The organism is Chryseobacterium shigense, assembly GCF_900156575.1.
Lineage (GTDB): Bacteria > Bacteroidota > Bacteroidia > Flavobacteriales > Weeksellaceae > Chryseobacterium > Chryseobacterium shigense.
This window is the reverse complement of record NZ_FTNY01000001.1, coordinates 464,244-477,244: the sequence shown is the minus strand read 5'-3', so window position 1 is coordinate 477,244 and position 13,001 is coordinate 464,244. Positions and strand designations below refer to the sequence as shown.

Here is a 13,001-nt window from a genome sequence, read left to right as displayed (position 1 = left end):
CAATAAAAAATAATTACAGAAATGAATTACACCATTAAAAAGGCAGGTCTTGAAGACCTTAATGAAACCGCAGAGCTTTTCAATTTATACCGTATTTTTTACCGTCAGGAATCTGATCTGGAAAAAGGAAAAGCGTTCCTTAAAGAAAGATTCCTTAACCATGAATCAGACATATTTCTTGCCATTACAGACGGAAAAGCAGTGGGTTTTGTCCAGTTGTATCAACTTTTTCATTACACAAAACTACAGAAACAGTGGCTTTTGAGCGATCTGTTTGTTCATCCGGATTACAGAGGAAAGGGATTGTCTGTTGGACTGATAGACCGAAGCAAAAAGTGGTGTGAAGAAACAGGTGCCTGTGGACTGATGCTTGAAACGGAGAAAACCAATGATATTGGAAATACCCTTTATCCGAGATGTGGTTTTGAGCATGATGATTTGCACAATTATTACCATTGGTGGAAGTAAAATTTCAGAAGACAAAGATAGAAGGGATGGCGTTTTTTTATCTGTTTTTACAGAGTAGTCTGCCAATAGAGTTCCCTTTTTTCAGCAGATTTTATCGTCTGATGATTCTATTGTCTCAAAAGTAGTATTACTTCTACAAAGGGAGCAACTAAATTCTACACGATTTTTTTTAGCAGTACAGGTCTGAAGCTTACTTTTGTAGTGCTTTTATAATCAGGAAACTGTTTTGTAGAGCATATTTATGTTTAATGATCTCCGCCTCATTTTCTACTTTTTCCGGAATGTTTTTATGATTAAATTGATAATAGCTTTCCCGGCGGAGATCGTTTTTTCAACTCATCTATTGATAAATTTTTCATCAGGATAAAGATGAAAAAGTGAATATTCTGACGATAAAGAGAACTGCAGTTGTAGTTCTCTTTTTTTAATTAACAATAAAAGCTCTGTAAACAAAAATCCCACTTTAAAAAAGCGGGATTAAGTATAGATGGTAAGGTTAATATTATTGAGCTAGCTGACTAAAAGGAGTCAATTTGTTGTCATCAGACATTGTCTGTCCTAAAAAGTCTTTTTTCTGATCGCCTTTCATTCTTCCTGCGGCGTCATTAGCATTGAAGTAAGCTTCACTTAGTTTGGTCGTAAGGTCAATCGGTTTAAAATCGAATTTTGTATCCCCTTCTACGCCAAGATATCCGTTCTTTCTTGTCAGGTTTGAGATATAGTTACCATAGTTGATGAATGTATTTCTCAGGTATTGCGTATGGTATTCCATACATTTTTTAGCTTTTTTGGAAGAATTGTTCAGAATACAGTTCTTCATATTATTTCTGTACAGGAACCACTCAGACTCCAGAATGCCATATTCTTTTCCTAAACCAGCTTTTCCATTGGTCACGATGGTATTGTCACCTTCCTTATCAGCGATAGTCTGAAGATGCTTGATCACAAGAGGAACCGTGTTTTCAATCTTGGTTTTGGTTTCCTTTAAGATACTGAGATCTGCAGCCGGAGAATTTTTCTTTTGAGCCGTAGTCACGTTAAAAATAAGCAGTAATAGTACAATCAGTAAATTATATCTTTTCATGAGAAATTTTTAAAGCACTAAAATAAATATATTTTCCCACTTTAAACAACTTCATTTTAATTTTATTTAATAAATTTTAACAAATCAACAATGTAATTTGTTCATTATTGTATAAATGGTGATGAGAAGGTCTTTATTAATGCAATTTTTAAATTAAATTACTTGCAGAATGAAGTAGTCACTGTATCTGTAAATTTCATAATTGTCTTTTATTAAACCACTATTTTCTTCCTCTTATTGTATTGAAACCAAATTGATGATTAGCCTTGCAGCTCTTTGTCATCAAACTCCATCTGTCGATGAAATCAAAGCCATTAATGCCTGGTAATAATTTTCCAATAAATTTTTGTCACCGTTTAGAAATAAATAAGGTTCTATCAGTTCAAGTTCCATCAATTGAAATGAATTGTTGACAAGTACTCCGTCCACCCGGGCATATAATGTAGCTTGCGGCAGGCTCTTCAGGTAAATTTCTGCCTGCTCTATGTGAATAGGGTCAGGAGTCGGATAGCTGATCGTGCCGCCGTGATAGTGCTGTACTCTGAAATCGTCTTTTTTAGGTTTTTTTAATGAACAATGACTGTATTGACCATTGAAGAACAAAAATGACCATTCTCCGTTTTTTATTTCTTCTACAAAAGGCTGTACAATATAATCTTCTGATTGTAAGAGTTGTTCAATTTCTTCTGTACGTTCTTTCAGGTTGTTTTTATTAACCGTTAAGGTATTTTGAGCGCCTGCACTGACACATGGTTTCACCACCAGTTGATCGGTGCCGAACAAGTCAAAGAACCGATCATCAAAGGAAGAACCTTGATCAAGGTATTCCGACTCGATGACGGGAAGTCCATTTTGGGCAAGGTCTCTCAGATATTTTTTATTACTGTTCCATTGGATGATTTCCGCAGGATTGAACACCCTGACCTTTAATTTTTCCAGTTTATTGAGCCAATCCAAAAACTCCGCTAGATGATTGTGATAGTCCCAGGGAGATTTAATGATCGCCACATTAAAAGTACTCCAGTTTGTACGATCATCATTCCAGATGGCCGGAACAACATTCAATCCTTTTTCCGTTAAATAATTTAAAAGGTCAGCGTCTTCGTCGTTGGTAACCCCTTGGGCAAACTTTTCCTGTTTCTTGTAACCTACTAATGCGATTTTCATTCTTATGTTTTTTATTTATATGGATTGAGTCAGTTGATCTGTTTCCGCTTTACAAAGCCAACATTGGTGCTCACATTAAGCTTCAATATATACAAATTTCAGCAAACACAAACAAAGCACGCAGATACAGTTTTCATTATTTAGACAGATACAGTTTTTGACTGCAAAAATGAAAAATAGATATACTTTACCTTTTTTTAGTGCAAATTAATCATACTATACGAGTTTTTTCTATCAATTAAACAGACAATTAGGTGAGGTATTAGAAATTTAATATATTTCAATGAAATTTATTAAATTGATTTTCAGATAGTTAATGATAATTTTTGCTTATCACTATAAAATTAGTTGTTTGAGTTAATTTTATTTCTACATTTGTATAACTAATTTCTTAGTGATATAGAAATCGATGACAAATAGTATATCACTATAATGATAAATGAAAAGGATATGAAAATTCAGAATTTGACCAAAGCAGAAGAACAGGTGATGCAGTATTTATGGAAACTTGAAAAAGGATTTCTGAAAGACGTTCTGGATCTTTTTCCCGAACCAAAACCGCATACCAATACCGTTTCTACAATTCTAAAGGTATTAAAGGATAAAGAATTTGTAGACTATCATCTATACGGAAGACAGCATGAATATTTCCCATTGGTTACCAAAGAACAGTATTCCGGGAAAACAATGAAAAGTCTGGTGAAAAATTATTTTAAAGGGTCCTACAAAAGTGCGGTTTCCTTTCTTGTGGAAAAGAATGAGATGACCGTAGAAGACCTTGAAATGCTTTTGAACGAACTCAAAAAGAAAAACTAACAGACCATGGAAACTCTACTTCTGTACTTTGGAAAAGTAATATTAAGCTCCGGTGTAATGTTTTTATACTATAAGTTGTCTTTAAAAGACAAGACATTTCATCACTATAACAGGTTTTATCTCCTGGGTGCGATGATGATATCGCTGCTGCTGCCCCTGATCAGGGTAGATGATTTTACGATAGAAGTCAATAGTGATGTCTATAGGCTTCTGGATAAGATACAGAATTTTAATACAGAAAAAAATATAAACAATGGCCACATTTATTTTAGAATTATTTTTTCAGCTCTGGGACTGGTTTCTCTCTATTTTTTAGGGAAGCTGATTATAGGGATCTTTAAGATCCAGCGGCTTAAAAAACAGTTTCAGAAAGAAAGTTTTGACGGGATCAATTTTTACCGTACAGACTTGACCGAAGCCCCGTTTTCATATTTTAGAAATCTTTTCTGGAAGAATACCATCACCTTGAATTCTGAGATAGGAGAACAGATTTTGAAACATGAAATGGTTCACATTCAGCAGAAGCATTCTTTCGATAAAATATTGATTGAGATCATTACCTCTGTTTTCTGGTTCAATCCATTTTTTCACATCATTAAAAAAGAGATCAGTCTGATCCACGAATACCTGGCGGATAAAAAAGCCGTCAAACAATCGGACACCAAAGCATTTGCGCAGATGCTTTTAGCAAGCTACTTTTCCGGAACACAGTTGCCTGCCACCAGTCCGTTTTTAAGTTCAAATCTAAAAAAACGACTCAAAATGTTACAAAAACCACAAACCAAATTCGGATATGCGCGAAGAATTTTTGCCTTACCGGTTTTATTTTCAGTAGCTTTTGCCTATATGGTCAATGCGAAGAACAAAGAAATTAAAGAAACGAATATAGCGATTGAGGAAGCCGTTTCTCAAATCAAAAAAGATACCCTAAGACCTCAAAAAACAGAAAAAGCAGAAACACTGAAGCCTGGATTTTTCAAAGAATCTTCCAATGACAAGAAAATGACGGAACTTGGAAAAAAGATTGAAGAAAAAAGCAAAGTTTTAAAAACCCTAAAACCTGAAAGTAAAGAATTTCAGAGGAATCTTGAGGAGATTGGTGAACTTTCCGGAGAATTGGGAAGAGTAGCCCATTCGGATGATTTCAAAATGGCTCTGGCTTTTTCAGGATCAGAAGCCAAAAAGATGAATGACTTTTTCAAATCTGATGAATGGAAGAACAAAACCAAAGTTTTGGAAACCCTCGGGATGGAAATTCCGGATCTGTCCAGTCTGAATATGGATTTTCCGCAAGGCCTGCCATCTACACCACCAAACGCCAATGGAGTAAGGGTATTACGTTTCAATGATGGCGGGTATCAAAACTGGACTCCCGAAACTGAAAAAGAGACCAGAAAAGCAATGAAAGCTGGAAAGGCCGCCAGAAAACAAGCTGAAAAAGCCAGAGCTGAAGCTATAAAATTAGGCGAAAAAGCAAGGATAGCCGGAGAAAAAGCCAGAATAGAAGCCATGAAAGCAGGTGAGATAGGAAGACTGCAAGGTGAAATGGCAAGAGTGGCCGGTGAGCAAGCCAGAATAGTAGGCGAAAGAGCCAGACTTGAAGGTGAAAAAGCAAGAATAGCAGGTGAAAAAATCAGATTGGAAGCCACGAGAAAGCTTTCTCTGAATGGTGGATCCAGGATATATATGTATAAAAATACCAATTCAGATAGATCCGTAGGAAAGCCAAGAATGATGGAGCTGGAAGCGGATTATATCAAAAAAGATGCTAACGGGACCCTTTCGTTAAATGGAGTGAAGAAGCTTAAAATGAATGGCTGGGATGATACCCAGGTTTTTATAGATGGAAAAGAGGTAAGCAAAAGTGAATTTGAAGCATTTAAGCCTGAAAACATTTCAAGCATTACCATTAATAAAGAAGACGGACTGAATGCTAAACGAAGTGAAATGAGAATTCAGACAAAGAAATAAGTACCATTAAGCTTTGTCAGTTATAGATTGGCAAAGCTTTTTTTATTATTAAAAATCAGATTATGAAAATTAAAATTTTATTCTTTTTACTTCTGGGAATAGCAGCCGGAGCCCAGACCAACAGATTTTTTTATGAATACAAGTTTATTCCGGATTCCAATAACAAGGAAGAGGTGAAAAAGGAAATGATGCTTCTGGATATTAATAAAAAAGGATCTGCTTACTATAGCCGCGACAAATTTGTTGCCGATTCCACTTCCAGGGCCGAGCTGGAAAAGCAAATTAAGTCTGGCAGCGGAAGCATCAGTGTGAACAGAAGAGATAAACCGGGCCAGGTTTCTTACAAAGTAACTAAAGATTATCCTGATTTTAAGACCTATCTTTTTACAAGTGTCAGCACAGATCAGTATAAAATAAAAGAAGATCAGAAGCCGGAATGGAAAATTCTTCCGGACAAACAGAAGATTGGGGAGTACAATACCCAAAAAGCAATAACAAGCTATGGCGGAAGGGAATGGACTGCATGGTTTACATCAGAGATTCCTTTTCAGGACGGACCGTATAAATTCTATGGTCTTCCGGGATTAATTGTAAAGATGGAGGACGCAACAGGCTCACATATCATGACTTTAATAGGAAATAAGACCTTAGAAAGTCCTTCACCAGAAAATGAAACCCAGCTGCCGGACAATGTCAGAATATTAGGAATCGGTGGAAAAGAGCTTGAAATCACTAAAGACCAATACAAGAAAGTATGGAAATCCTACGTGAACGACCCTACCAAAAATATGAGAGAAATGATGATGAGAAACGGAGGCGATTCCAATACAAAGTTCGCATTTAAAATGAAAACAGCAGACGGGAAGGAGCTTTCAGACCCTAATCAGGTGTTCAAAGAAATGGAGAAAAGAACGAAAGAAACTCTTCAGAAAAACAACAACCCGATCGAACCGGATATGACGAAGTAGTTGACATAATTTTTAATAGAGAACAGGATGGTTATTAATGACTATCCTGTTTTTCCTTTTATTGTCATAATTTTAAAGCTTTAATTTTAAATAGGATGACAGAAAAAGAAAAATGCGCCGCCGGGCTCTTATACGATGCCAACTATGACAAAGAGCTGATCAATGAACGTATAGCCTGCAAAGATCTCTGCCTGGAGTACAATCAACTTAAAAATTCTGATAGTGAAAACAGAAATGCGTTGATTAAAAAAATTATTGGAAAGGCAAAAGACCATATCTGTATTGAACCTTCCTTTTGGTGTGATTACGGCTATAATATTGAGACGGGTGAAAATTTTTATGCCAATCATAATCTGACTATTCTAGACTGTGCAAAAGTGAAGTTCGGAGATAACGTTTTTATCGGCCCCAATTGCAGTTTTTACACCGCCGGACACCCGCTGGATGCGAAACAGAGAAACGAAGGTTTGGAATATGCCCGTCCGATCACCGTTGGAGATAGCGTATGGCTGGGAGGAAATGTAGTGGTTTTGCCCGGAGTTTCCATTGGAAACAATGCCGTGATAGGAGCTGGAAGTGTGGTGACCAAAGATGTTCCTGAGAATAGCGTTGCGGTGGGGAATCCCTGTAAGGTTATTAAAAATATTGATTAGAAATTAATAGATCATTGATAACAATGAAGAAAATATTTTTTTCTGCCAGATGGATAAGATCAAAAGAAAAAACAATCCTGTAGAACAGGATCTTTTAAACTAAAAGAAATCCCGAAACGAAAGTTTCGGGATTTTATATCTAAAATAGCTGTTGATAATTAAGCTAATTTCTGAGAATCTGAAATAAACTGAGCCAATCCGCTGTCTGTTAAAGGATGCTTTAATAAACTCAAGATCGGAGGAAGTGGAGACGTAATGACATCTGCTCCGATTTTAGCACAGTCGATGATGTGCATAGAATGACGGATAGAGGCAGCCAGGATCTCAGTATCATACATATAATTGTCGAAAACCAATCTGATCTCCTCGATCAGGTGAAGTCCGTCTGTAGAAATATCATCTAATCTTCCCAGGAAAGGAGACACGTACGTAGCCCCTGCTTTAGCGGCTAAAAGAGCCTGTCCCACAGAGAAAATCAATGTACAGTTCGTTCTGATTCCTTTATCAGAGAAATATTTTAATGCTTTGATTCCGTCTTTAATCATGGGAATCTTAACCACGATATTCGGATGGATCGCTGCTAATTCTTCACCTTCTTTGATCATTTCTTCGTAAGTCGTAGAAAGTACTTCAGCAGAAATATCTCCGTCTACAAGCTCACAAATTGTTTTATAATGGTTCTTGATCGCCTCACTCCCCTGAATTCCTTCTTTTGCCATTAATGAAGGGTTGGTCGTTACACCATCTAAAATTCCAAGGTCTTTTGCTTCTTTAATTTGCTCTAAATTAGCTGTGTCAATAAAAAATTTCATTTGTTTGATAGATTTATTAATGCAAAGATAACGATTCCCTTTGTGAGTGGAAAATTTTAATTTTGGATAGAGGATAGAGGATAGAGGATAGAGGATAGAGGATAGAGGATAGAGGATAGAGGATAGAGGGTGTCGTGTGAAAATGTGCCGGTTGATTACTTAGTGACTTTTTACAAGAAAATTACCCATATACACCCCAGCTTCATTGTTCACTATAAAATATTATATTTGTTACCCATGAAAAACAACAGTTTTACAGCCGTACTGGAATTGATAGGCATTAATCCTTTTGTTTTCGTTCCTGATGAAATCCTGAACGATATTTTCAAGGCTGCAGGCAAAGACAAAAGTCCTGTATCTGTAAAAGGAACCGTCAATGGACAGGAATTTAAGCAGAACCTGATGAAGTATTTAGGGGAATGGAGACTGTATGTCAATTTGTTGATGCTGAAAAATTCACCCAAAAGAATAGGAGAGATCATTGAGGTTTCTATAGAATATGATGATTCAGATCGAAGTATTTCCATTCATCCGAAACTGGATCAAGCGATTAAAGCCAGTCCCGTCGCATTGAAGAATTTTGAAAACCTGACTCCATCAAGAAAACATGAACTCATCCGGTACATCAATAATCTGAAAACAGAGGCCGGTATCGAAAGAAATGTGGAAAAAATTATGAAGCACCTTCACGGAGAAACAGATTTTTTTGGGAAGAGAATCGATTAGAAATCAGCCTACACTGAATCACATAAAAAAAATCCGGAAAATTTCCGGATTTTGTCTTCTTTATTATGAATTTAGAGCTTTACTCAATTTTACAGCGTCCTGATTGGTCGGATCATACTGTATAGATTTGGCGATATGTTCTTTGGCTTTATTCGGATCACTTTGCTGTTCTGCGAAGGCAACATAGAAGTAAGCGTAAGCCAAATTCTTCTTATTCTGTTCTACCTCCTCCGGTTTTACAGTTGCAATATACTTTTCATAAGCAAGTTTTGCATTGGCATCATCCTTGGCCGATTGGTAAGCATACGCCTGGCTGTAATAAGACGGAGCCCAGTCCGGTAATAAAACAGATATTTTTTTCCAGGTATCCACTGCATTCGTCCAGTCTGAAGCATCCTGATAGGCTGCTGCAAGTTTTGCTAATGCTTCCGTATCCTTTGGATTGGCCTCTATTTGTTTTTTAAGGCCATCTATGGTTGGGTTACTTCCTGCCTGAGCGGTTGTAACTGTTGTGTTTGCGCTATCTGTCTGAGTAGTCTGTGCGTTAACAAAACCTGCACTTCCTACAAGTATTAATCCTACAAAAAGATTTTTGATATTAATTTTAGTCATTTTCATAATCTTACATTTTTAAAATTCTATAGTCTAAAGTTCAATTATAATTCCATAAAGACTCAAATTTTAGAAGCTTTAAGTTTTTTTAGAAAATATTAACGGATATCCGTTTTTTTTTAGCTTAATTTTTGATTCGTTACTGTTTGACTTTATCTTTGTCATTCAGTTTTTTTTAAATCAATATAATTTTCCTGTATGAATATCATATTAGCATCTACTTCCACGCTTTTCGGCGGGGAATATCTGGAATACTTAAGAGAAGAATTAATACAACTATATAATGGAATTGATGAAATCATTTTCATTCCTTTTGCCAGACCCGGCGGAATTTCTCATGACGAGTATACCGCAAAAGCCCGTTCCTTTTTTGAAACCATCAATATTAAAGTAAAGGGTCTTCATGAATTTGAAGATAAAGGCGAAGCGTTGAATAATGCCAAAGGATACTTTACAGGAGGTGGAAATACATTTTTATTGGTTAAAACATTACATGAAGAAGGGCTGATGTCTGTACTCAAAGAAAACGTTGAAGCCGGAAAAGCCTATTTAGGATGCAGCGCAGGAAGCAATATCGGGGGGCAGAATATGAAGACGACGAATGATATGCCTATCATGTATCCGCCAAGTTTCGAATGCATGGGACTTGTTCCTTTCAATCTTAATCCGCATTATCTTGATCCCAATCCGGATTTGAAACACAATGGGGAAACCAGAGAAACCAGAATCAGAGAATTTCTGACGCAGAACGACATGAAAGTAATTGGTCTCCGTGAAGGAAACTGGATCAGAAGAATCGGAGATACGATTACCGTAGAAGGTAGTGAGCTCACAAGAATCTTTGAAAAAGATAGAGAACCTTATGAAGTAGAAGCGGGAAGCACCTTATAAATCACTAAAATAAGCTCTTATTTTTATTATATTTGATCAGAAATTGAATCGTGACCTGATGCAGTGCTCTTAGGATGGGAACTGTAGATCATTCAATAGTCAGGAGGCTCTGCTAAACGAAGTCGAAGTCTATTGGTCAAGTCTGGATCTATAAAAAACATGTCAATGAAAAAAACACTTACAGTTTTTATACTGTCGGTTCAGATATTCTCTGCCCAGAATATGGCGCAGAAACTGGATAAAGCGACCAAAGATCTTATGGATTCTTCAGGGGCTGTTTCATCCGGTTTATCCTTTTATGTTACCGATGAAAACGGAGCATTTATTTACGAATATCAGGGAAGCAAAGGTCTTTCTACAGCTTCAACCCAGAAAATTTTTACTGCAGGAGCTGCCCTGGAAACCTTAGGGAAAGATTATACCTTTAAAACAACAGCCGGCTATTCCGGGAATTTGTCTTCAGGAGTGCTGAACGGAGATCTGATCATCACTTCAAACGGAGATCCCACATTGGGAAGCTGGCGTTATGATGCCTATAAACCCGAAAGTTTCAGGAAGAAGCTGATGGAAGCTCTCAAAAACTCCGGAATTAAAAAGATTTCAGGGAATCTGGTAATTGACGATTCTTATTTTGACCATCAGACCATTCCGGGAGGATGGCCATGGGATGATCTTGGGAATTATTATGGAGCAGGAGTGTGGGGAATCAATTGGAGAGAAAACCAGTTTGATATCAATATGAACGGAACAGAATTTAAAGGCTTTTCTTATCCCATTGAAAATCTCAAATGGCTGAACGACCTTAAAACAGGAGGCAATTCTGATCAGAGCCTTATTTTTACGGCTCCGCATTCTGAAGTAGCCTTGATCAACGGAACGCTTCCGGCGGGAAAAACAGTAACGGTTTCCGGTGCTTTGCCCAATCCACCGCTGCAGTTGGGTACTGAAGCTCAGCAATGGCTGAAAGAATCCGGGATTGAAATCTCAGGAAAAACAGTCACCAGCTCACAGCTTGAATTAGAAGGAAAGCAGGTGCCGGCAGCTCCGAAAAATGTAATTCTTACGTACCAGTCACCAACTCTGGATAAAATTGTGTACTGGTTTCTGAGGAAAAGTGTTAATCTTTACGGAGAAACTCTGATCAAAACTTTAGGAAATGAAAAGAAAGGAAATTCCAGTTTTAAAAGTGGTGTTTCTTATTTGAAAGATTTCTGGAAATCAAAAGGAATCAACTCGAATATGATCAATTTTGCTGATGGAAGCGGACTTTCTCCTCAAAATTATGTGGCTGCCAAAGCCGAAGTTCAGGCCCTTCTGTATGCGAAAAAACAAGGTTGGTTTGATGCTTATTATGACGGTTTTCCTGTTCAGGATAACGGCATGAAGATGAAAAGCGGAACCATGAGAGATACCAAATCTTTTGCAGGATACCATACCGCGAAAGATGGAAAAAAATATGTATTTTCAATCATTATTAACAACTATCAGGGAAGCGGAAGTACAGAACTGCAGAAAATTCTGAATGTCTTAAAATAAAAACTGAATGAAGAACCGCCCTTTTCTGTCGAGAATAAATAACTGGTTTGTTTTTACCCTGCTTACCGTCATTGTGATAGCACTCATTGTGTCATCCAATATTCTGATTAAAAGTTTAAGGGAAAAAGAGGCGGAAAGAATTAAAGTATTTGCTACCGCACTAAAGATTTTACAGGATAACCAGCAGAAAAGCTCCGAAACTCAGGAACTTCTTTTTGCCATTCTTACCGAAAATGACCAGATTCCTTCTATCTTAACGGATGAAAACAGAAATCCGTTTATTTTTGACGGAAGCTCCCGAAATATTCCCAAAGAAATACTGGATAATCCTGAAGAACTCAAAAAGCTTATTTCAAAAATGGAAAATAATTATGATCCATTTGAAATAGAGATCTCCAAAGGGGCTAAACAGCTTGTTTTTTATGACAATTCAAAACTGCTGAATAATTTACGCTATTACCCTTATTTTTTGGGACTTTTTATCCTTTCTTATCTCCTCTTTATATTTTGGTTTCTAAGAACCATCAAGAAAACAGATGAAGGTTATCTGTGGGCCGGATTGGCTAAAGAAACGGCCCATCAGATCGGTACTCCCTTATCTTCCATGATTGGATGGATGGAGATCATGAAGCTGGAAACCCCGGAATCTGAAGGCGTCTACGAAATTGAAAAAGACATCGAAAGACTGAGGACGATTTCCGAACGTTTTTCAAAAATAGGATCTGTTCCTGAGCTCAATGATCTGAATTTCAACGAAACTATTGTACAGAATTATGATTATTTGAAAACGAGGATCTCAAAGAAAATAGATTTCAGCCTGCATCTTCCAACCTATACCGTCTTAGTGCCGCACAATAAGATTCTGATGAGCTGGGTAATAGAAAATCTGGTTAAGAATGCAGTAGATGCCATGAAGGGAGAAGGATCACTTCAAATGTCTGTTTTCGAGAGAAATAAGAATATTCTGATCGAAGTGAAAGATACCGGCAGCGGAATGACCAAGCAACAAGCCAGAAATGCCTTTAAACCAGGGTATTCCACCAAAAAAAGAGGATGGGGATTAGGACTTTCCCTGGCAAGAAGAGTCGTTCACGAGTATCATAACGGTGATATTAAAATCTCCCAGACCGAAGTAGGAAAGGGAACGACATTCAGAATAACCATTAAAAAAGCATAAAAAAATTCGTTATTCATTACAAACACAGCGAAGCAATCTCACGATCTACAACTTGTACTGTATGGAATTCTAATTCATTATAAAATCAAAAAAAGCGGAGAATTTCTCCGCTTTCGTATG

13 protein-coding genes are annotated in these 13,001 nt (G+C 37.0%); 9 read left to right on the top strand and 4 right to left on the bottom strand.

The genetic code is table 11. The annotated features are described in order from the left end of the window. Positions 1-21: 21 nt before the first annotated feature. Positions 22-468, top strand: coding sequence for a GNAT family N-acetyltransferase (locus tag BW964_RS02270; RefSeq protein WP_076504347.1), 447 nt, complete (start codon positions 22-24; stop codon positions 466-468). Between the two features lie 502 nt (positions 469-970). Here the strand turns inward: BW964_RS02270 and BW964_RS02265 are convergent. Both BW964_RS02265 and BW964_RS02260 read right to left on the bottom strand, forming a co-directional pair. Then, positions 971-1,552, bottom strand: a complete 582-nt coding sequence (locus BW964_RS02265) for a hypothetical protein (RefSeq protein ID WP_076504345.1) — start codon at positions 1,550-1,552, stop codon at positions 971-973. Between the two features lie 282 nt (positions 1,553-1,834). Continuing rightward, positions 1,835-2,719 carry an ATP-grasp domain-containing protein gene (locus tag BW964_RS02260; protein ID WP_076504344.1) on the bottom strand — a complete coding sequence of 295 codons (885 nt, stop codon included), beginning with the start codon at positions 2,717-2,719 and terminating at the stop codon, positions 1,835-1,837. 450 nt (positions 2,720-3,169) lie between these two features. On the opposite strand from BW964_RS02260, the gene BW964_RS02255 reads away from it, so the two are divergent. From BW964_RS02255 to BW964_RS02240, 4 genes are all read left to right on the top strand, one after another. Next, positions 3,170-3,535, top strand: a complete 366-nt coding sequence (locus tag BW964_RS02255; protein WP_076505399.1) for a BlaI/MecI/CopY family transcriptional regulator — start codon at positions 3,170-3,172, stop codon at positions 3,533-3,535. A 6-nt stretch (positions 3,536-3,541) separates the two neighbouring features. Next, positions 3,542-5,506, top strand: coding sequence for a M56 family metallopeptidase (locus tag BW964_RS02250; protein WP_076504342.1), 1,965 nt, complete (start codon positions 3,542-3,544; stop codon positions 5,504-5,506). A 62-nt stretch (positions 5,507-5,568) separates the two neighbouring features. Next, positions 5,569-6,474, top strand: coding sequence for a GLPGLI family protein (locus tag BW964_RS02245; RefSeq protein WP_076504340.1), 906 nt, complete (start codon positions 5,569-5,571; stop codon positions 6,472-6,474). A gap of 95 nt (positions 6,475-6,569) precedes the next feature. Continuing rightward, positions 6,570-7,127, top strand: a complete 558-nt coding sequence (locus BW964_RS02240) for a sugar O-acetyltransferase (protein WP_076504339.1) — start codon at positions 6,570-6,572, stop codon at positions 7,125-7,127. A 158-nt stretch (positions 7,128-7,285) separates the two neighbouring features. Here BW964_RS02240 and fsa read toward each other — a convergent pair whose 3' ends face one another. Continuing rightward, on the bottom strand, positions 7,286-7,939 hold the full coding sequence (gene fsa, locus BW964_RS02235; RefSeq protein ID WP_073332353.1) for a fructose-6-phosphate aldolase: 654 nt from the start codon (positions 7,937-7,939) through the stop codon (positions 7,286-7,288). 237 nt (positions 7,940-8,176) lie between these two features. Here fsa and BW964_RS02230 point away from each other — a divergent pair, with 237 nt between their 5' ends. Beyond that, positions 8,177-8,665, top strand: coding sequence for a YdeI/OmpD-associated family protein (locus BW964_RS02230; protein ID WP_084175515.1), 489 nt, complete (start codon positions 8,177-8,179; stop codon positions 8,663-8,665). A 63-nt stretch (positions 8,666-8,728) separates the two neighbouring features. Here BW964_RS02230 and BW964_RS02225 read toward each other — a convergent pair whose 3' ends face one another. Then, complete coding sequence (locus BW964_RS02225; protein WP_076504336.1) at positions 8,729-9,283, bottom strand: tetratricopeptide repeat protein; 555 nt, start codon at positions 9,281-9,283, stop codon at positions 8,729-8,731. A gap of 192 nt (positions 9,284-9,475) precedes the next feature. Between BW964_RS02225 and pepE the strand changes: the two genes are divergently transcribed. From pepE to BW964_RS02210, 3 genes are all read left to right on the top strand, one after another. Beyond that, positions 9,476-10,168, top strand: coding sequence for a dipeptidase PepE (gene pepE, locus BW964_RS02220; RefSeq protein ID WP_076504334.1), 693 nt, complete (start codon positions 9,476-9,478; stop codon positions 10,166-10,168). A 165-nt stretch (positions 10,169-10,333) separates the two neighbouring features. After that, complete coding sequence (gene dacB / locus BW964_RS02215; RefSeq protein ID WP_076504333.1) at positions 10,334-11,704, top strand: D-alanyl-D-alanine carboxypeptidase/D-alanyl-D-alanine endopeptidase; 1,371 nt, start codon at positions 10,334-10,336, stop codon at positions 11,702-11,704. A gap of 7 nt (positions 11,705-11,711) precedes the next feature. Next, positions 11,712-12,881, top strand: coding sequence for a sensor histidine kinase (locus tag BW964_RS02210; RefSeq protein ID WP_076504331.1), 1,170 nt, complete (start codon positions 11,712-11,714; stop codon positions 12,879-12,881). Positions 12,882-13,001: the final 120 nt, after the last annotated feature.